At 70.9% G+C, this 18,744-nt stretch carries 15 protein-coding genes and 1 pseudogene; 6 read left to right on the top strand and 10 right to left on the bottom strand.

Annotated elements, in window-relative coordinates; genetic code table 11:
• Nucleotides 1-21: 21 nt before the first annotated feature.
• The 3 genes from Q2K21_RS16630 to Q2K21_RS16620 are packed head-to-tail and all read right to left on the bottom strand — an operon-like array spanning nucleotide 22 to nucleotide 3,727.
• Nucleotides 22-1,383, bottom strand: coding sequence for a serine/threonine-protein kinase (locus tag Q2K21_RS16630; RefSeq protein ID WP_310771502.1), 1,362 nt, complete (start codon nucleotides 1,381-1,383; stop codon nucleotides 22-24).
• Nucleotides 1,380-3,299, bottom strand: coding sequence for a caspase, EACC1-associated type (locus tag Q2K21_RS16625; protein ID WP_310771500.1), 1,920 nt, complete (start codon nucleotides 3,297-3,299; stop codon nucleotides 1,380-1,382). Before Q2K21_RS16625 ends, Q2K21_RS16630 begins: the two co-directional genes overlap by 4 nt.
• A 2-nt stretch (nucleotides 3,300-3,301) precedes the next feature.
• Nucleotides 3,302-3,727 (bottom strand): effector-associated constant component EACC1, encoded by a 426-nt coding sequence (locus Q2K21_RS16620; protein ID WP_310771498.1) that lies wholly within the window; start codon nucleotides 3,725-3,727, stop codon nucleotides 3,302-3,304.
• Nucleotides 3,728-4,007: 280 nt separating this feature from the next.
• Between Q2K21_RS16620 and Q2K21_RS16615 the strand changes: the two are divergent.
• Both Q2K21_RS16615 and Q2K21_RS16610 read left to right on the top strand, forming a co-directional pair.
• Nucleotides 4,008-4,367 (top strand): annotated as a pseudogene (locus Q2K21_RS16615) (aldehyde dehydrogenase family protein); the annotation flags it as partial.
• A gap of 866 nt (nucleotides 4,368-5,233) precedes the next feature.
• Nucleotides 5,234-6,619: an MFS transporter gene (locus Q2K21_RS16610; protein ID WP_310771496.1), complete on the top strand. Its 1,386-nt coding sequence runs from the start codon at nucleotides 5,234-5,236 to the stop codon at nucleotides 6,617-6,619.
• Between the two features lie 113 nt (nucleotides 6,620-6,732).
• Here Q2K21_RS16610 and Q2K21_RS16605 read toward each other — a convergent pair whose 3' ends face one another.
• The 4 genes from Q2K21_RS16605 to lnt form a co-directional block, all read right to left on the bottom strand.
• Entirely contained in the window at nucleotides 6,733-8,658 is a 1,926-nt protein-coding gene (locus Q2K21_RS16605; RefSeq protein WP_310771494.1) for a helix-turn-helix domain-containing protein, read from the bottom strand.
• 68 nt (nucleotides 8,659-8,726) lie between these two features.
• On the bottom strand, nucleotides 8,727-9,527 hold the full coding sequence (locus Q2K21_RS16600; RefSeq protein ID WP_310771491.1) for a 3-hydroxybutyrate dehydrogenase: 801 nt from the start codon (nucleotides 9,525-9,527) through the stop codon (nucleotides 8,727-8,729).
• A 54-nt stretch (nucleotides 9,528-9,581) separates the two neighbouring features.
• On the bottom strand, nucleotides 9,582-10,061 hold the full coding sequence (locus tag Q2K21_RS16595) for an NUDIX hydrolase (RefSeq protein ID WP_310771489.1): 480 nt from the start codon (nucleotides 10,059-10,061) through the stop codon (nucleotides 9,582-9,584).
• Between the two features lie 9 nt (nucleotides 10,062-10,070).
• The gene (gene lnt / locus Q2K21_RS16590) at nucleotides 10,071-11,732 is read right to left on the bottom strand and encodes an apolipoprotein N-acyltransferase (RefSeq protein ID WP_310771487.1); all 1,662 of its coding nucleotides are present in this window, start codon (nucleotides 11,730-11,732) and stop codon (nucleotides 10,071-10,073) included.
• Between the two features lie 223 nt (nucleotides 11,733-11,955).
• On the opposite strand from lnt, the gene Q2K21_RS16585 reads away from it, so the two are divergent.
• Nucleotides 11,956-13,032 (top strand): O-antigen ligase family protein, encoded by a 1,077-nt coding sequence (locus tag Q2K21_RS16585; protein WP_310771485.1) that lies wholly within the window; start codon nucleotides 11,956-11,958, stop codon nucleotides 13,030-13,032.
• 110 nt (nucleotides 13,033-13,142) lie between these two features.
• Here the strand turns inward: Q2K21_RS16585 and Q2K21_RS16580 are convergent, their stop codons facing one another.
• Both Q2K21_RS16580 and Q2K21_RS16575 read right to left on the bottom strand, forming a co-directional pair.
• Entirely contained in the window at nucleotides 13,143-13,688 is a 546-nt protein-coding gene (locus tag Q2K21_RS16580) for a hypothetical protein (protein ID WP_310771483.1), read from the bottom strand.
• Between the two features lie 124 nt (nucleotides 13,689-13,812).
• Nucleotides 13,813-14,598, bottom strand: a complete 786-nt coding sequence (locus Q2K21_RS16575) for a glutamate racemase (RefSeq protein WP_310771481.1) — start codon at nucleotides 14,596-14,598, stop codon at nucleotides 13,813-13,815.
• 57 nt (nucleotides 14,599-14,655) lie between these two features.
• Here Q2K21_RS16575 and Q2K21_RS16570 point away from each other — a divergent pair, with 57 nt between their 5' ends.
• Complete coding sequence (locus tag Q2K21_RS16570; protein WP_310771479.1) at nucleotides 14,656-15,831, top strand: glycosyltransferase; 1,176 nt, start codon at nucleotides 14,656-14,658, stop codon at nucleotides 15,829-15,831.
• Between the two features lie 30 nt (nucleotides 15,832-15,861).
• Here the strand turns inward: Q2K21_RS16570 and Q2K21_RS16565 are convergent, their stop codons facing one another.
• Nucleotides 15,862-17,091, bottom strand: coding sequence for a TerD family protein (locus Q2K21_RS16565; RefSeq protein WP_310781033.1), 1,230 nt, complete (start codon nucleotides 17,089-17,091; stop codon nucleotides 15,862-15,864).
• Between the two features lie 281 nt (nucleotides 17,092-17,372).
• Between Q2K21_RS16565 and Q2K21_RS16560 the strand changes: the two genes are divergently transcribed.
• Both Q2K21_RS16560 and Q2K21_RS16555 read left to right on the top strand, forming a co-directional pair.
• Nucleotides 17,373-17,825, top strand: coding sequence for a DUF6643 family protein (locus Q2K21_RS16560; protein ID WP_310771477.1), 453 nt, complete (start codon nucleotides 17,373-17,375; stop codon nucleotides 17,823-17,825).
• Between the two features lie 48 nt (nucleotides 17,826-17,873).
• Nucleotides 17,874-18,701 carry an MOSC domain-containing protein gene (locus Q2K21_RS16555; protein WP_310771475.1) on the top strand — a complete coding sequence of 276 codons (828 nt, stop codon included), beginning with the start codon at nucleotides 17,874-17,876 and terminating at the stop codon, nucleotides 18,699-18,701.
• Nucleotides 18,702-18,744 lie beyond the last annotated feature (43 nt).

Below are 18,744 nucleotides of genomic sequence, written 5' to 3'. Positions count from 1 at the left end.
CATCGCAGAATCCCGCGCTGGTTAACGCGTACCGCGTCGATCCGGCAGCCAGCGGAGCCAGGTACGGCGCGGGATCCGTGGCAGCGGTGGCAGCTCCGCAGGCAGGGGAACCGTGTGGGTCCGCAAGGACGCCTCGTTCGTAGGATCGGGCTCGGGACCGCCGGTGTCGTAGGGGCCCGGGGGGTTCGGGGGGTTCGGGGGACTGCCGTTCGGAGGTGCGCCGACACTGCCCCGTGGCACAGTAGGAGGCTCGGAGATCGGCTCGCGCACAGGGCCGTCCACGCCCCGGGTGATCGCGTGGTCCGGTTGCGGCGTCGGGTCCGGCTGCGACCGTGGTTGCTCGGAGAACGTCCCGGTGTGAGGGTCGGGCTCGCCGTCCTCGTGATGATCCGGGTACGCCGCAGGCAGGGCCGACGGGCGCACACCGTCCCATTCGAAGACCTTTGCCGCGTGTTCCCGCGTCTGGCGCCGGATGGCCTCGGGCAGCCATTTGCCATGGGCCAGTAGCCGGGACACCTCGTCCGTCTCCGCTGCGGGCAACATGTTGATCAGCTCGGTGACCGAGGGCCGGGACAGTGGATCCTTGTCGAGGCAGGGGCGGATCAGTGAGGTGATCTGGTCCGGCACACGACTGAGGTCGGGTTCGTCATGGATGACGCGGTACATCACCCCCATCGGGTTCTCCCCCTCGAACGGGGCGGTACCCGTGGCGGCGAACATCAGCGTGCATGCCAAGGCGAACACATCGCTGGGGGGTCCCGCCTTATGGCCCTGGACCTGCTCCGGCGACATGTATCCAGGGGATCCGATGACCACTCCCGTACGCGTGAGGGTGGTCGCGCCGCCGAGGACGGAGACACCGAAGTCGATCAGCCGGGGGCCGTCCTCCGCGAGCAGTACGTTCGACGGTTTCAGGTCGCGGTGCACAATTCCCACCGCATGGATCGACTCCAACGCACCGAGCAGCCCCAGCCACAGGGCCAGCAGCGTCGTCGGGGCCAGCGGCCCGAACGCGGAGACCGCCTGGCTCAGGGACGGCCCCGGAACGTACTCGGTCGCCATCCACAGACGCTCTTCGATACCGCGGGACGACTCCAGAACGGCGGCAGTGAAACGACCGCTGACCCGCGATGCCGCCTGCAGTTCACGCTCGAACCGGCTACGGAAATCCCGGTCCTCCGCGAGCTGGTCGTGCAACACCTTGACCGCGGCCAGTTGCCCCGTGCGGGAGCGGCCGAGATACACCTTGCCCATGCCGCCGGACCCCAACCGGCCGAGCAATTGATAGGGCCCGATCCGCGCAGGATCCGAACGCTCCAGAGCGGAACCGACTCCGGGGCCGATCCCCCCTTCCCGTTCGCCCTGCGTTTCCCGCCGACTCACGGCGAGCCTCCGCGCGGCCCGGTGCCGTAGAAGATCTGCTCCTTGAGCCGTCGGTCCGCCTTCTTGCGCCAGAAGGCCAGCAGCACGCGGTTCTCGACGGTTTCGGGAGCGTCCGAGCCCAGGACGCGGTTGAGATCCGGCAGGACGGCGTGGAACTGGCGGATGGCGTCACCCACTTCACCCTGTACCGCCGTCCAGTGGGCCAACCGCGCCCTGCTGACCAGCGTGGCCCTGTCATCGGAGCCGAGGACCCAGGCGATGTCGCTCACCAATAGGCTGAAAATCCGCACCGCTTCCGCGGCTTGCCCCGTCTCTCCGGTCCAGTGGGCGAGCTGGCTGCGTGCGAGCAGGGTCTCGCGGTCGTCGGGGCCCAGCACTCGTTCGAGATCCGGTACGGCGGCGGCGAACAGCCGCCGCGCCCGGCGCCGCCGTCCCGCGGCGCCCGACCAGTGGGCCAGTCGTGAGCGGCTGAGAAGGGCCTGCCGATCATCGGGGCCCAGGGCCCAGGACACGTCCGGCACCAGGTCCGTGAGCAGACGCACGGCACGCTTACTCCCACCGGCCCGGCCCGTCCACTGCGCCAGGTTCATACGCCCGGTGAAGGTCTCGCGGTCCTCCGCGCCCAGGACGCGGGACAGATCGGGTACGAGTTCACCGGTCAGCCGCGCCGCCGCGGCCGGGTCACTGGCCTCCCCGGTCCAACGAGCCAGCCGGGCACGGCCGATGAGGGTCTCGCGGTCGTCGGGGCCCAGGACGCGCACGAGGTCGGTAAGGACGGAGGCGGTGAGGCTCAGCGCCTCATGATGTCTGCCCGACTCGCCCATCCAGTACGCGAGTTGGCTCTGGCCCACGAGCGTGGCGCGGTGGTGCGGTCCGAGCACGCGCGTCATGTCACTGACTGCGGCAGTAGACATTCTGAGCGCCTCGTCGGTGTCCCCCTCACGCCCGGTCCAGTAGGCGAGGTTGATCCGCCCGACGAGGGTGGCCGGATCGTCCGGCCCTAGCGTCCGGGTGAGATCGGGCACCACTTCATTCAGCAGACGCATGGCCTCGCCGGTCTGGCCTTCCTCACCAAGGCGGCGGCCGAGGTCCCAGCGTGCCAGCAGCCCTTCCCGGGTGCCGGGAGGGCCGCCCACGTCCGCCTCGGTGACCGGTCCGCGTCTGGCACGCGGGCGGGGCCGAGTCAGGATCAGGAACTCCGCGGTGTCCGTTCCGCATTGCTGGGGCTCCGGCAGCCCCTTCGCCGGCAGCACCCGCTTGAGGTGCCGGAACAATGCGCCCAGCGTGACCTCGGCCGAGGACGTAGTGGGGATGCCGTCTCGCAGGGTGAGCAACAGTTCGCCGGTGAACGCGGTGTGCCGTTCGCCGTCCTGGAACCGGGCGGGCTCATTGGCGGCTGCCGACGTCAGCGTATAGGTGCCCGTGATCTCCATCTGGTCGATGAGCGGCTCGTACGTTCCGGACAATCCACCTGTGATGGCACGTCCGGAGAAACAGCAGTCGAGGATGAGCACCCGGTTGCGCGCCGGAGTGGCCAGAAATGCCTCGCGGATTCCCTGGAACGGGAAGGCCGTGAACGACGGTGCCTCGCTGACGGACTTGGACAGCCCGAGATACAACTCGCGCCGCTCATGGCCGATCAGGCCGTGCCCCGCGTAGTAGACGAGAAAGACGTCCTCAGCCTGGCGGGCGGCCTCCAGCAGCGGCAGTCCGAGATCCCTCGGCGTGGCCGGATCGAGAACCGTGCGAGTGGATTCCGTGGAGAAGGCTCCTGGCCGGCCTTCGGTAAGCAGCCGCTGAAGGTCACGGACGTTGTTGCGTACGGCCGGGACGCCGGGCAGCAGGGCATCCTCGGTGTACTCCGCTGTGCCGACCAGAACAGCGCGTGAACGAGCCGGGTCGGGTGGGCGCATCATGCTCAGCCCTCCGCTTCGGACGCCTCACCGAGAGCGGGGGCGGCTCCACCAGAGACAGCCTTCCTGCCCGTATCCGTGTCCGAATGCAGCGCCGTGCGCAGCAGGTTCTCGACCGCGTCGAGATTCTTCGCGTGCTGGACCGTCAGTTCCGTACGCGTTCCGTCGGGGGCGACCACTTTGACCCGTACTGTGCTGCGGCGCGGCTGGCGCACGTAGACCGCAACCGCCCTGGCCAGTGCCGTCAGTGCACCTCCGGCGCCGACCGCCACGATGAGGGTGTCGCTCCAGGCGCCCAGTTCGCCCGCATCGGGTGCGGACGGCGGAACGTGCACCCGTCCCCGCAGCAGTGACTCGTCGCTGAGCCAATCTCTGAGGTCCGCAAGGGAGTCGGGCCCTTCGGAGCCGTCCACCGCCAGCAGGGATCGCATGGCAATCCGCCTCTCCACCGCACGCCTTATCTCATCGGGCCCGCAGATGGGCGGCCCCCCGTGTGCTCTTCCTCACATCAGTGTGCCACTTCGGGAATCGTGAGAGAGCCGAAAGAACGCGCTACGCCACCCGGAACTCCTCAACCTCCTCAGTATTGACCCGCTCCGCCTTCGGCTGCGCTGCGTGCTGGCCTTCGCCCACCCTGGACTGTTCGCCCTGCCTCTTCGGGCCAGGTGGCGTACGAGTGAGGAGATCCATCGAGCAGCTGTGGAGTCACCCAACGAGATCTTCGGTCCTGTCCTGTGCGTGCTGCGCGCAGAGACCTACGAGGAGGCCATGGCCATCATCAACGGCTCCCCTTACGGCAACGCCAGCGCGATATTCACCCGCGACGGCGGCGCGGCCCGCCGGTTCCAGCTGGAGGTCGAGACCGGCATGGTCGGCGTGAACGTGCCGATGCCGGTGCCGGTGGGCTACCACTCCTTCGGCGGCTGGAAGGACTCGGCCTTCGGCGACCGCCGCATGTACGGCAGCGAAGCCGTGCACTTCTACACGCGCGGCAAGGTCATCACGAGCCGCTGGGCGGACCCGGCCGAGACGCCGACCGGCCCGGACCTGGGCTTCCCCGCGTCCCACTGACCGCCGCAGGCCCGCAGGCGCTGGTCGCGCCGGGTGGCAGTGCAGAGCCGCTCCATCACCCGTGGTCGCCCACGTCCCGGTCGTCCTTCGGGACGGTCGAGGATCGCATCGTCTTGCTCGTGCCGCGCCAACTGCAGGCGCTGCAGCGTGGCGGTCGCCCTTCGAGATGACCGGGAATCGAAACGGAATCGCGCGGCAGCGGCCGGCCCTTGGGGTTCGACATGGCGGACGCCCTCGGGAACAGCCGAGGACCACAGCTGTGCGTCTTCGGTCCTGCCCGACCAAGCAGCTAGCCAGAACTGCGACCAAGATCCGGACCATTTCCGGACCCCCGGCCACAACGCGCCTCGACTGCACTCATTTCCGCAGTTCAACGGCATGTTAGGCGTGTACCACCAGCAGACGAAGAACCTGCTGGGCCGAACGCGCACCACGCGCAGACGCAACGCCTTGTCCGTGCCCGCGGAGCCGAGCGGCACAGCCGGGGCAGCCTCTCGGTCAGGTCGCCCACGACGCAACGGCCCTGAGCCGATCAGCCCCAAGATGTCCGAGTTCAACGGAGCGTAGTCAGCACCAAGTCAGCACGGGAGGGGCGAACACAGGTGATGACGTGGGCTTTTAGGCAGCACCAAACGAGCACGGGAGTCAGCACCGCACCGTCAAATTACCCCGAACTACATGTCCCGGACAGTGCTCGTTTCGATCAACTTCGAGCACCTGAACCACCCTTCCGCGAGCCGGCATGGTGGCCGCACGCATAGCCAACCCTCGAACTATGTTGCCCCGCCACATGTGCGCCTGACCTGCATGTTTCTACGGTGTGCCGACACGTACCCGTCCCCACCGCACACGAGGAAGTGGCGCACATGGCCTCCGGAACCACCGCTCCCCCACCACCCGTGAACCTCAAGCGCATCGTCGCCGCCAGCCTCATCGGCACCACCATCGAGTGGTACGACTTCTTCCTCTACGGATCCGCCGCCGCGCTCGTCTTCAACAAGCTGTTCTTCCCGGATTCCGACCCGCTCGTCGGCACGCTGCTTTCGTTCCTGACGTATGCCGTCGGGTTCGCCGCCCGTCCGCTGGGCGCCCTCGTCTTCGGGCACTACGGCGACCGGCTCGGGCGCAAGAAGCTGTTGGTGCTGAGCCTGTTGCTCATGGGCGGGGCGACCTTCGCGATCGGGCTGCTGCCCACGCATGCGACGGTCGGCACCGCCGCGCCCGTGCTGCTGACCACGCTGCGTCTGGTCCAGGGGTTCGCGCTCGGCGGTGAGTGGGGCGGGGCCGTGTTGCTGGTCTCCGAGCACGGGGACGCGCGGCGGCGCGGGTTCTGGGCCTCGTGGCCGCAGACCGGGGCACCTGCCGGGCAGCTCCTTGCCACGGGTGTGCTGTCGCTGCTGACCGCAGTGCTCTCGGACGCCGCGTTCGGCTCCTGGGGGTGGCGCATTCCGTTCCTCCTGTCCGGAGTGCTCGTGATCGTCGGCTTGTGGATTCGTCTTTCTGTCGATGAATCGCCCGTGTTCCAGCAGGCCCTGGAGCAGGCGGAGGCCCGTAAGGCGGCCCGGGACGCCGACGCGGAGAAGCTCCCGCTGGTGTCCGTTCTGCGCCACCACTGGCGGGACATACTGGTCGCCATGGGCGCGCGCATGGCGGAGAACATCAGCTACTACGTGATCACCGCCTTCATCCTCGTGTACGCCACCACGTCGGCGGGCGTCTCCAAGCAGACGGCCCTGAACGCCGTCCTCATCGCCTCCGCCGTGCACTTCGCCGTCATCCCGGCGTGGGGCGCGCTCTCGGACCGGGTCGGCCGCCGGCCCGTCTATCTGCTGGGCGCGGCCGGGGTCGGCCTATGGATGTTCCCGTTCTTCTCGCTCATCGACACGGGAAGCTTCGGGAACCTCGTTCTCGCGGTGACGATCGGTCTGGTGCTGCACGGGGCGATGTACGCGCCCCAGGCGGCCTTCTTCTCGGAGATGTTCGCGACCCGCATGCGCTACTCGGGTGCGTCCATGGGCGCCCAGTTCGCCTCGGTGGCTGCCGGCGCGCCGGCTCCGCTCATCGCGACGGCGCTGCTGTCGGACTACGGCAGTTCCACGCCGATCGCGCTGTACGTCATCGCGGCGGCCGTCCTCACCCTGATCGCGGTGGGCGTCGCCAAGGAGACGCGGAACCGCGATCTGGCCCGGATCGAGTCCGCCGTGGACTCGGAGCCCGCGGGGGCGCGGACGGCGGACGCGCGAACCGTCTGAGTCACCCCCTGTCCAACCGGCCCCGGCGCCTTTGCGTGCGGGGCCGGTGCACGTGCGTCGTCACGCCCCGGCACCGCCGTGCGCGGGGGCGGGCCGGTGGCCGCGTGATCGCGTCAGCGCCCGGGTGCCGACGACAACCGATGCAGCCGCAGCGCCAGTTGTATCTCCAGGGCGCGGGCCGGGCTCTGCCAGTCGTCGCCGAGGAGGCGGCCCACCCGCTCCAGGCGCTGCGCCACCGTGTTCACGTGGACGTGCAGTTCGTCCTTGGTGCGCGCCGGACTCATCCCGCAGGCGAAGTACGCGTCGAGGGTGCGTACGAGATCGGTACCGCGCCGTTCGTCGTACGCGACGACCTGGCCGATCGTGCGCTCGACATAGCCGCCGATGTCCCGGTCTCCGGCCAGCAGCAGCCCCAGAAAGCCGAAGTCCTCGGCGGCGGCCCCATCACCGCTTCGGCCCAGCAGGCGCAGGGCGTCGAGGCAGCGCTGTGCTTCCGCGTAGGCCTCGGACACGGCGTCGGGACGGGTGGCGAGGTCCTCGACGGGTGCGGAGGCGCCGACGGTGACCTCCCCGTGGACAGCGGTGCCGAGCTGCCGGGCGGTACGGCGGGCCAGGGCCGTCGTGGTGTCACCCGGGTCGAGGGGCAGCAGCAGGACCGTCCCGCCGTCGCGGGCCGCGGCGAGCCCGTGCCGGGTGGCCGCGAGGTGGGAGGCGGCGGACCACAGGCGGCGGCGTGCGGCCGCCTCCTGATCGGCGTCGGCCGCGGCTCCGTCGAGGCGGGCGGCGAGCACCACGTGGGTGGCGTCGAGGTCGGCGTGCAGCCGGGCGGCGCGCTCGCGCAGCACGCGCGGGTCGCGGTCGCGGGCGTCGAGGAGGTCGTCCAACAATGCTCCGCGGACGCGCTGTTCGGCCTCGGCGGCCGAGCGGCGGGCGAGCAGCAACAGCGAGGTCACCATCGCCGCGCGTTCCAGGGTGCGCTGGTCGACGGGGTCGAGCCCCGGGTGGCCGCACAGCACCAGCGCGCCGAGCAGTTCGCCGCCGGCCGCCACGGCGGCGATCCAGTCGTCCCCGTGCCGTACGGCGTGGCCCTCGGCGCGGGACGCCTCAAGTGCCGCGGCGGGGGCGGCATCGGCCTCGGTGAACTCGACCGTGCCGTCCAGGACCTGGGAGACCGCGGCGGCCACGTCGTGGACGCCACCGCCGCGCAGGACGAGTTCGGCGAGCCGGTCGTGGACGTCCGAGGCGCGCTCGATGACCGCGCTGCGGTCGCGGATGATCTCGTTGGCGCGGGCGAGCCGGTCCAGGGCCGAACGTGTCTCGGTGAGCAGGTTGGCGGTGTCGATGGCCGCGGCGGCCAGCGCGGCGAAGGAGCCGAGGAGCGCGATCTGCTCCCGTTCGAAGACCCGGGCCCGCCGATCGGCCGCGAACAGTACGCCGATGACCTGGGGGCCGATCATCAGGGGCACGCCGAGGATCGCCACGAGCCCCTCGTCGCGTACGCCCGAGTCGATCGTCCAGGTGTGCTGGAAGCGGTCGTCGCTGAAGTAGTCGGGCGTCACATAGGGGCGGGCGGTCTGGGCGACGAGACCGCCGAGCCCCTCCCCCATGCCGAGCCGCAGCTGCTGGAAGCGGGCGGCGACCGAGCCTTCGGTGACCCTCATGTAGGTGTCGCCCGCGGCCTCGTCGTGCAGGGTCAGGTATGCCACGTCGGTACTCAGCAGCGACCGGGCACGCTGGACGATCGCCTGCAGGACGGCGTCCAGGTCGCGCAGCCCGGCCAGATCGTGGGCGGTCTCGAAGAGCGCGGACAGCTCCGCCTCGCGGCGGCGTCTGCCCTCCATCTCCGCGCGCACGCGCAGTGCGAGTCGCTTGGCCTGCTCGAGCGCGCCGACACGCTCGGACGACAGGCCCTCCGCGCGGGCGAGCAGGACCGGCTGCTCGTACGCGTCGGCCGACGCTCCCCGAGCCAGGAGCTCCAGGAACGGCGCCTCGGCACCGGTGCCGAGGCGCTCCGCGGACTGTACGTGATCGCGAGACATGTCCCCAGGATGACCCACAGCGGGGCCGGGACGACGAGCCCTGTGGACAACTCCTGGCATGTCCCCGCTCAGTGTGCCGTCCAGCCGCCGTCGAGAACCAGCGACGTACCGGTGACGAACGACGCCTGCGCGCTGCACAGGTAGGCCACCGCCTCGGCGACTTCCTCCGGTTCGATCAGCCGTTTGACCGCGCTGTCCTGGAGCAGCACCTCCGACAGCACGCGCTCCTCGGGGATTCCGTGTGCCCGCGCCTGGTCCGCGATTTGCTTCTCGACAAGGGGCGTGCGTACGTACGCCGGGTTCACACAGTTCGACGTGACACCGTGCGGGGCGCCTTCCAGGGCGGCGGTCTTCGACAGCCCTTCGAGCCCGTGCTTGGCGGCGACGTACGCCGACTTGTACGCGGAGGCGCGCAGCCCGTGGACCGACGACACGTTGACGATGCGACCCCAGCCCTGTCCGTACATATGGGGCAGCGCCCCGCGGACGAGCCGGAACGGCGCCTCCAGCATCACCGTCAGGACCGTGTGGAAGACGTCGGGGGGAAACTCCTCCAGGGGGCGCACCAGTTGGATCCCGGCGTTGTTGACGAGGACGTCGGTGCCGGCGGCGGCGAGTTCGGCCGCGTCCAGGTCGGTCAGGTCGAGGACGTGCGGCTCGACAGTGCCCGCGAGGCCTCGGGCCGCGCCGGCGAGGGCGTCGAGGCCTGCGGCGTCCCGGTCGACCGCTCTCACCTTGGCCCCGGCGGCGGCCAGCCGCAGCGCGCAGGCACGGCCGATGCCGCCGGCGGCGCCGGTGACGAGGGCGGTGCGGCCGCCGAGGTCGAGCGAAGGAGCGGGAGGGCCGGGGAAAGGGTGGGACGCGGTCATGCATCGACCCTAGGAAGCGCCCGCACCCGGCCCCATATGGTCACCACCCATACTTCACAGCGGATTCGTGGGGTCGAACCATGTGGGTGCATCCGACAGCGCCTGCTTGATCCGGAGCAGTCCGAACTCGTTCAGCTCCGGCAGCGCGTCCACCGAGAACCAGCCGACCTCCAGCGACTCGTCGTCATTGACACGCGCCTCGCCGCCGACAGCCCGGCAGCGGAAGGTGATGTCCATGTACTGGCACATGTCGCCGTTCGGGTACGTCACCGGGTCCAGGGCCTGGACGAGAACGACCCGTTCGGGGACGCACCGCACGGCCGTCTCCTCGTACACCTCGCGCACGGCACAGGCCGCGGGCTGCTCCCCGGGCTCCGGGATGCCGCCGATCACCGACCATGCGCGGGTGTCCGCGCGCCGTGCCAACAGCACTCTGCCGTCGTCGTCGAAGACGATGGCGGCGACGCCGGGGAGCCAGAGCAGTTGCCGGCCGGCGGAGGCGCGAATGGTCCGGATGAATTCGGGAGTAGCCATGGACCGACCCTAACGTGCCGGTTCCGTCACTCCCGGCTCATCGAGACGGACGTCCTGGAGGCCACGGTCGCGGCGGCCGCGGACCACCGTCGCCACCGCCCAGCCGAGACCGCCGGCCGCGACGAGCACGAGAACCATCTCGGGCAGGGTGCCGAGCCGTGTCGCGGGGGTCTCGGAGGAACGCAGCGGCACCTTCTGGACGAGCGAGTCGGCCACGAACATCCCGGTCCGCTGGGTGATCTTCCCGTCCGGCAGGATGATGGCGCTGACGCCGCTGGTCACCGGCACGGTGACGGTGCGGCTGTGCTCCACGGCGCGCACACGGGACATGGCGAGCTGCTGGTAGGTCATCTCGCTGCGGTCGAAGGTCGCGTTGTTGCTGGGCACCGAGATCAGCTGCGCTCCGTCCGTGACGGTGCTGCGGACCGTCCAGTCGAAGGCGGCCTCGTAACAGGTGACGAGTCCGACCTTGGCGTTCGCCATGGTGAACACGCCGGGCTTGCGTCCCCGGCTGAAGTCCTGGCGCACCATCGAGGTCCAGTTCTCGTTGATGGCGCCGAGCAGCGAGCGCAGCGGAAGGTACTCGCCGAACGGCTGCACCTGCCGCTTGTCGTACGTGTCGACGGCGCCCTTGCCCGGCTGCCACAGGATCTGCTCGTTGTAGAGCTTGCCGTCGCGCTCGACGACGCCGCCGATTGAGACGGGCACGCCGATCGCCCGGGCGGCGCGGTCGATCACGGCGGCGGCGTCGGGATTGGCGAAGGGGTCGATGTCGGAAGAGTTCTCGGGCCACAGCACGAGGTCGGGCCGCGGGACCTTGCCCGCCTTGACCTTCGCGGCCAGGCGTTCGGTCTCACGCGCGTGGTAGTCGAGGACGGCGCGCCGCTGGGCGTTGAACTCGAGCCCGGAACGCGGCACGTTGCCCTGGATGACCGCGACCGTCGCGGTGCCGTTCTCGGCCTTGTCGCTGACCAGGGAGCGCGCGGCGAAGGCGGCCACCACCGGGACGGCGATGCTCAGCAGGGCCGCGACGACCGCGCCCCGCCGCAGCACGGCACCGGTGCGCCGCCCCTCCACGACGAGGCGCACGATCTCGTACAGCCCGAAGCCGCACAGCACGACCGCGAAGCCGAGCACGGGGGTGCCGCCCACAGCGGCAAGCGGCAGGAAAACGCCGTCCGCCTGACCGAAGGCGATCTTCCCCCAGGGGAAGCCACCGAACGGCACGCGCGCGCGTGCCGCCTCTCCCGCTATCCACACGGCGGCCGCCCACAGCGGCCAGGCGGGCAGCCGGGAGACCAGCGCGACGCCCGCGCCGACGAGCGCGATGCAGATCGCCTCCACCGCGACGAGCGCGAGCCACGGGCCTGAGCCGACCTCGACGCCGGTCCACACGAGCAGCGGCAGCAGGAAACCGAGGCCGAACAGATAGCCGAGGCCGAGGCCCGCCTTCCAGGTGCGGCCGCGCAGGGTCCAGGCGAAGACTGCGAAGGCGGGGAGGGCCAGCCACCACAGGATCCGGGGCGGAAAACTGACGTAGAGCAGCACTCCGGAGAGCGATGCGGCGGCGGCCGGAACGAGGCGCCGTACCCGGCCGGTACCACCGGGTGCGGGTGCGGCCTGGGGTTCGAGCTGGTCCGGCTCGCCCACGGAAGTTGCGGTGACGGTCACCCGGGGAGTGTACGGCGCGTGACCAGGGCACCGACAGCGCGGCCTGTACCGCACGTCGGGCACTATGTTCGCTTTTCCGCCACATTGTTCAGCCGTTCTGCCGCAACGTTCCTGCGCAACTCGTCCACAAACCGGCGCATCACCCGTTACCGTGTGCCCGAGCCTCTGACGTGCGGCCGGATGCGGCCGGGACGGTCGGGGCCCGTCACAGGGGGGCGACGGTGTGGGATCCACGGGGACGGAGTCCGCGGCGGGGGCCGCGGACGCGGAAGACGAGAGACGAAACGTTTCGGATGCGACGGGCGTCCTGCTGCTCGGCGCCTGCGCGGCCTGGTCACTGATCACGGCCGCCGCGCACGGAGGCCGTCCCGAGGGCGTGCTGCTCGCGGTGCTCGCGGTCGCCGCCGGTTACGCGGCGGGGCGAATCTTCGGGGCGCTCCTGCCGGTGGCCGCACCCGCCGCGGGAGCATGTGTCGGCCTCGCACTGGTGGTCGCCGCGCCGCAGGCCCCGGCCGGTCCGCAGTTCGTCGCACCGCTCGGGCACACCGGCGCGCTCGCCGCCGTGCTGACGCTGTCCACCGGCGCGGCGTGCTGCGCCTCCTGGGCGGCCCGCTCCCCGGCTGCGCGACTCGCACTGCGCCTGTCGGCCGCTGCCGTCACTGTGGTCGCGGCGGCGCTCGGCTCGACGACGGGCCTCGTCGCGTCCACCGGGGTGCTGCTGTGCTCGCTCGCCGCCGCCCGCATGCGGTACCGCGCCCTCGGGCTCGCGGGGCTCGCGCTGTTCGTGGCCGTGGTGACCGGGGCGGCCGGGGCGGTCGCCGAGGGCCTCCTGCCGGACAGCCCGATGTCCTTCCTGGAGGACCAGCTCGGCCTGCACCGCGTCCTGCTCTGGCACGACGCGCTCGCCCTGGTCCAGCGCGATCCGGCACTCGGCGCGGGTCCCGGACGCTTCGGCGAACTGAGCCCCACGGCCGCGCAGTCGCTTCTGCCCGACGGGAAACCCCACTCCGCGCCGCTGCAGCTGGCCGCCGAACAAGGGCTCGTCGGCGTGGCACTGCTCGCGGCGGTCTTCTGCTGGGTCCTGTACGCACTGTGGCGCACGCCCCGGCCCACACCGATCGCGCTCACAGCGGGAGCCGCGCTGACGACACTGGCGGTGATCGCGTCGGTCGGCAACGCACTGAGCTTCGCGACGGTGACGGCCGGGGCGGGGCTCCTGGCCGGGATCGCGACGGCGCGTCCGCTGACGGACACGGAGGAGGCCGGGAGAAGGTCCGAGTGGGGCACGCCACCGGAGTGACCAGCCGGCCCGAACGGGCACGCCACCTGAGCGACCAGCCAGCCCGAACGGGGCACGCCACCTGAGTAACGGAGTAATAAGGAGCGCGGGGGGGTGCCGTCCCGAGGGTGTCAGTGCGTGGCGCCGGGCAGGCTCGGGTGCAGCCGGGAGCGAATAACCCGTACCGCCGTCTCGGCGTTGTCCACGGTGATCGTGAAGGTGTGACCGTCCCAGAGGCGCAGAACGACACCCTCACCACGCCGTACGACGACTGCGGTGCCCTTCTCGGGGCGCCAGCGGTAGCCCCAGCCGCCCCACTGCCGTGGGGTGACCCGGGGGACGAATTCGGCAGCGGCGACGAGCGCGAGCGGGATGCGGCGGCGCGGCAGGCCGATGTGGCCGCAGCGCACCTCCAGGCAGTCCTCGTCGACCTTCACGGCGACGTGCACGAACGCGAGCGTGCCGAAGAGGACCAGCAGCCCGGCCGCGATGCAGCCCACCACGGACATGACGAGCGGGACGATGCCGGACGTCCAAGCGGAGTCGACGGCCAGTTCGATGCCGAGCGCCATGAAGGCCGCGCCGCCGAGTGCCAGCAGCCACTGGGCACGGTTGGTCGCGCGCCCCGTCCAGACCTCGGGGTGCTGGGCTGAGTCACCGTGGGGGTGGTCCCTCATGCCTTGAGAGTACCCAGCTTCCGGAGCGCGGGCACGGAGTCGCGGAGTGTGACCGGGACCGCTGCACACTACATCCAGTGGGCGAACTCGCGCGGGGGCCAACCGCGACGGACCGCCCCTGCCGTCACCGCGCCGGAGTGACCGCCTGCAAAAACCTGCCCTCGGCGTACGCCAGTGCCTCGGGCGGCAGCACCCCCTCGCGACCGCTCAGCAGCACCGCCAATCCACCCTCGGCGGAAGCCTCCGGCGCCGGGTCCTCCCCGATGCGCCGCAGCGCCTGCGCGACCACCGCACCGGCGGTTCCGTGGAGGATGAGCGGCGCGTGGCCGGGCTTCTGCACGGCCGCGCGGATACGGTCGGCCACCAGTTCGTAGTTGGTGCAGCCGAGAACGACAGTCGTGACATCGTCAGGGGTGAGCGCGGCAGCGGCGGCGATCGCGGCGTCGATCGCCGCGTCGTCCGCGTGGTGCACGGCATCCGCGAGCCCGGGGCACGGCACCTCGGTGACGGTCACACCGTCTGCGAACTCCCGGATGAGACCGCGCTGATAGGGGCTCCCGGTGGTGGCAGGCGTGGCCCAGATCGCGACGGGTCCGCCGCCCGCCGCGGCCGGCTTGATCGCGGGAACCGTGCCGATGATCGGCAGGTCCGGTTCGAAGCGCGCCCGCATCGCCGGCAGGGAATGCACGGATGCGGTGTTGCAGGCCACGATCAGGACATCCGGACGGTACGCTGCGGCGGCCTCGGCGACGGCCAGGGCCCGCTCGGTGATGTCCTCCGGAGTGCGCGGTCCCCAGGGCATCCCATCGGGGTCCCAGGAGAGTACGAGATCCGCGTCGGGCCGCAGACGGCGTACCGCGGCAGCGGCGGGAAGCAGGCCGATTCCGGAGTCCATGAGCGCGATCTTCACCCGGGCAACGATAGACGATGGGTCCCGATCGACCGGCCCGTGGGGCAGACTGCGCGCGTGAGCGCCATCACGTGGACTGCCGCCGGATCACTCGCCGCCTGGTTGTGGCTGCTGCTGTGCCAGGGCTTCTTCTGGCGCACCGACGTCAGGCTGCCGCCCCGCGGGGACCCTGACGAGTGGCCGTCCGTGTGCATCGTGGTACCGGCGCGGGACGAGGCCGCCGTACTTCCCGACAGTCTTCCGTCATTGCTCGCACAGGACTACCCCGGACGCGCCGAGGTCTTCCTGATCGATGACGGCAGTTCCGACGGCACTGGCGAGCTGGCCCGCGAGTTGGCGAAGCGCCACGGTGGACTGCCGCTCACCGTCGGCTCCCCGGGCGCACCTCCCACGGGCTGGACCGGCAAGCTGTGGGCCGTGCGGCACGGAATCGGTCTCGCACGCGCGCGTGCACCCGAGTATCTGCTCCTTACGGACGCCGACATCGCCCACGCACCGGACAGTCTGCGCGAGCTGGTGGCGGCGGCGCGCACCGACGGCTTCGATCTCGTCTCGCAAATGGCCCGGTTGCGGGTGGAGAGCCTGTGGGAACGGCTCATCGTGCCGGCCTTCGTGTACTTCTTCGCCCAGTTGTATCCGTTCCGCCGGATCGCAATGAGGGGATCAAGGACGGCGGCCGCGGCGGGCGGCTGTGTGCTGCTGCGCGCCGACGCCGCCGAACGCGCAGGGATTCCCGACACCATCCGCCAGGCGGTCATCGACGACGTGGCGCTCGCACGGGCGGTCAAGGACAGCGGCGGCCACATCTGGCTGGGGCTGGCCGACCGGGTCGACAGCGTGCGTCCGTACCCACGGCTGCACGACCTGTGGCGGATGGTCTCTCGCAGCGCGTACGCCCAGCTCCGGCACAGTCCGCTGCTGCTCGTCGGTACGGTGCTCGGACTCGCCCTCGTCTATCTGGCACCGACCGCGGCGTTCGTCGCGGGGCTCGTCACCGGCAGCGTGGCGGCAACGGTGCTCGGCGGGCTCGCGAACCTGGTGATGACGGCAACGTACGTGCCGATGCTGCGCTACTACCGCCAGCCGCTGTGGCTCGCGCCGCTGCTGCCGGTCACCGCGCTCCTGTACCTCCTCATGACGGTCGATTCGGCGGTGCAGCACTACAGGGGGCGCGGTGCGGCCTGGAAGGGCCGCACCTACGCACGTCCCGATGCCGCGCTCGACGAGCGGTGAGCGGGTCACCCAGGCGAGCGCGGCGCGCGGTCATTTCCTGCCGGGGGTCCAGTTCATGCCCCACCCGTAGGCCTGGTCGACGGTGCGCTGTGGGCTGACGCCGCGCTCCGGGACCAGGTAGCGCGCCTCGCGCTGGACGACCAGGTCACCGTCGGTGTTCGTGATGAGAGCGAGGGCGCACACGGTCGAGGGCACCGTGCACTCGTCGAGGAAGAACTCGACGGCCGCGCCGTACTGCGGCTGGAGCGTGACCGTGGCGTGCAGGTCGGCGAAGGAACGGGCACCTTCGTAGATGGTCACGAAGATGAGGATGCGCCGGAACCTCTGCTTGTGGTCGAGGTTGACGGTGAGGTTCTCGCCGGTTGCCACGGCGCCGGTGCGGTCGTCGCCGTCGAGGTGGATGTAGGGCGGCTGGTGCAGCGCGCCGAAGGCGTTGCCGAGTGCCTGGACGACACCCTTGCTGCCGTCGGACAGCTCGTACAGGGCGCACAGGTCCAGGTCGAGGTCCGCGTGCAGGGCCACGGCCCGGCCGTGTTTGCTGCCCCAGCCCGAGAACTGCTTGCGCGTCTGCCAGTTGAGGTTCACGCGGAGGGCGCCGGACGTGCCGCCCTGCTTGGCCAGCGAGACCGAGGGAGCCTGCTTGGTCAGCGTGACCTTGGTGAGACGGACGGGGGTCGGGGGTGCCGCCGGCGGACCGGGGGGCGGTGGCGGTGGCGCCGCGTGCTGCGGTTCGTCCACCGTGATCCCGTAGTCCGTGGCCAGTCCCTCGAGTCCACTGTCGTAGCCCTGCCCGACGGCGCGGAACTTCCAGGCCCCCTGGCGGCGGTAGAACTCCCCGAGGACGAAGGCGGTTTCCACGGTCGCCGTGGGGTCGTAGCGCGCGACTTCCCTTCCCCCCTGGGCGTCCAGCACGCGGATGTACAGGCCGGGAACCTGCCCGAACGTCCCGCCGTCGGCGGAGGCGGCGAGCACCACGGTCTCGATCGCGGACTCCATGTGCGCGAGGTCGACAAGAAGCGTGTCCGTCACCTGGCCGCCCACGTCCCGCTTTCCCTCGTGGCGCACCGCGCCGGAGGAGTGCGCGGGCTGGTTGTAGAAGACGAAGTCGCCGTCGGTGCGGACCTTCCCGGAGACCAGCAGCAGCGCCGAGGCGTCCACGTCGGGAACGCCCGTTCCGGAGCGCCAGCCCAGTTCGACACGCAGAGCCGTCGTCGGCACCTGAAGATTCGATCCCTTCAACATTGACATGTCCGCCCCCATCACGTGTCGCCCCGCCAGGACCGAGTCCCGGGCGTCCGTCGTATTCGTTCCGGCCAACCTATTCCCCCGGGCCCCGAACTCCCATGACCCGCGCTCGGAGGAGAGGGCTCCCGACCCGCGGTAACCCGCCCGGAACTCGGGCTTTACACGATCCGAACCCTGTTCGCTGCCCCTTTTTGGCAAGTTCGCTCGCATTGGGGATCCCGCGTCACCCAGGACACGGAAAACAACCCTCTTATCGGTCTCCCCAACCAGCACATCGTGGGCTTAACTTATGTGCCATGACCTCCCCCCGCTCCACCTATGGCGGCGGTTACTACTCCGCGTCGCCCTTCCCGGACACTCCGATCTACGACTCGCTCGTCGCCGAGCGGGGCACCCCGCAGATCGCTCCGATCCGGGTCCCCTCCGCGTACGACACGCCGGGCAGCAATCTGCCCGCACTGCCGTCGGCGCTTCCCGCGCTGCCGGCCGCACCGTCCCAGCAGGCCCCCGCCTACGGCTATCCGCAGACTCCACAGCCCGCACCGCTGCAGCAGGCCCCGACGGCGTACATCCCGCAGCAGGCGGCGGGGCCGCGCGGCTACCCGGGTCCGCAGCAGATGCAGCAGCCGCGCCCGATGGCCGCGGGTCCGGGCACGGGCTACGAGGCGATGCGCCCCGCGGCGCCGCGCCCCGCCCCGGCGCCGTACCAGGACCCGTACAACAACGGGCAGCAGTACCGCGGATACTGATCCGTCTTGCGGTGTGAGGCCGTTGGTGTCCGATGGCACGATGGCCTCATGCCGAAACCAGCGCTGCACTCGATTCATGTCCACCCGGTCAAGGCGCTGCGGGGCCAGGCGCCCCGCGAAGCCGTTGTGGAGCCATGGGGGCTGGCCGGGGACCGTCGCTGGGCGATCATCGACGAGGCGGGCAAAGTCGTCACCCAACGCGAACACCCGCGCCTCGCATTGGCCGCCGCCGAGCTCCTGCCCGGCGGCGGTATCCGCGTGTCCGCGCCAGGTCTGGCCGCGCTGACCGTCACCGTGCCCGACCCGGTCGCCACGACGACCGCCAGGTGGGCGGGTGAGAAGATCGAGACGGTACCCGCCGGGCCACCGGCAAGCGAGTGGTTCAGTACGTACCTCGGCGAGGCCGTGCGCCTCGTCCACCTCGACGATCCCGCCGTTCGCCGCCCTATCGACGACCCGCCGTACGGGCGCCCGGGCGAGACCGTCAGCCTCGCCGACGGCTATCCGCTGCTGCTCACCGCACTCGCCTCCCTCGACGCCCTCAACTCCCTGATCGCGCAGGGCGATCGCCCCGACGAGGGCCCGCTGCCCATGAACCGCTTCCGGCCGAACGTCGTGGTGGCCGGCACCGCCCCCTGGGCCGAGGACGACTGGCGGCGCATCGCCATCGGCGAGGTCACCTTCCGGGTCGCCAAGATGTGCGGACGCTGCGTCGTGACCACCACCGACCAGACCACCGCCCAGCGCGGCAAGGAGCCGCTGCGCACCCTCGGCCGCCACCGCCGCTTCGGCGACAAGCTGGCCTTCGGCCAGAACCTGGTGCCGGAGACCGTCGGGACGGTACGGATCGGCGATCCGGTCACGGTCCTCGAATAGCGCGCCGACGGTGGGAGCCGGGCCGATCCCCGCCCGTGTCCCG

The sequence above is a fragment of the Streptomyces sp. CGMCC 4.7035 genome, assembly GCF_031583065.1.
GTDB classification, from domain to species: domain Bacteria; phylum Actinomycetota; class Actinomycetes; order Streptomycetales; family Streptomycetaceae; genus Streptomyces; species Streptomyces yaanensis.
Note: the sequence above shows the minus strand (reverse complement) of the source record. Positions and strands in the feature narration are given on the sequence as shown.

Excerpts from the sequence above, each read along its gene's own strand:
- Q2K21_RS16625 (WP_310771500.1), bottom strand. The coding sequence starts at position 3,299 with ATGATGCGCCCACCCGACCCGGCTCGTTCACGCGCTGTTCTGGTCGGC.
- Q2K21_RS16620 (WP_310771498.1), bottom strand. The coding sequence starts at position 3,727 with ATGCGATCCCTGCTGGCGGTGGACGGCTCCGAAGGGCCCGACTCCCTT.
- Q2K21_RS16610 (WP_310771496.1), top strand. The coding sequence starts at position 5,234 with ATGGCCTCCGGAACCACCGCTCCCCCACCACCCGTGAACCTCAAGCGC.
- Q2K21_RS16605 (WP_310771494.1), bottom strand. The coding sequence starts at position 8,658 with ATGTCTCGCGATCACGTACAGTCCGCGGAGCGCCTCGGCACCGGTGCC.
- Q2K21_RS16600 (WP_310771491.1), bottom strand. The coding sequence starts at position 9,527 with ATGACCGCGTCCCACCCTTTCCCCGGCCCTCCCGCTCCTTCGCTCGAC.
- Q2K21_RS16595 (WP_310771489.1), bottom strand. The coding sequence starts at position 10,061 with ATGGCTACTCCCGAATTCATCCGGACCATTCGCGCCTCCGCCGGCCGG.
- Q2K21_RS16580 (WP_310771483.1), bottom strand. The coding sequence starts at position 13,688 with ATGAGGGACCACCCCCACGGTGACTCAGCCCAGCACCCCGAGGTCTGG.
- Q2K21_RS16565 (WP_310781033.1), bottom strand. The coding sequence starts at position 17,091 with ATGGGGGCGGACATGTCAATGTTGAAGGGATCGAATCTTCAGGTGCCG.
- Q2K21_RS16560 (WP_310771477.1), top strand. The coding sequence starts at position 17,373 with ATGACCTCCCCCCGCTCCACCTATGGCGGCGGTTACTACTCCGCGTCG.
- Q2K21_RS16555 (WP_310771475.1), top strand. The coding sequence starts at position 17,874 with ATGCCGAAACCAGCGCTGCACTCGATTCATGTCCACCCGGTCAAGGCG.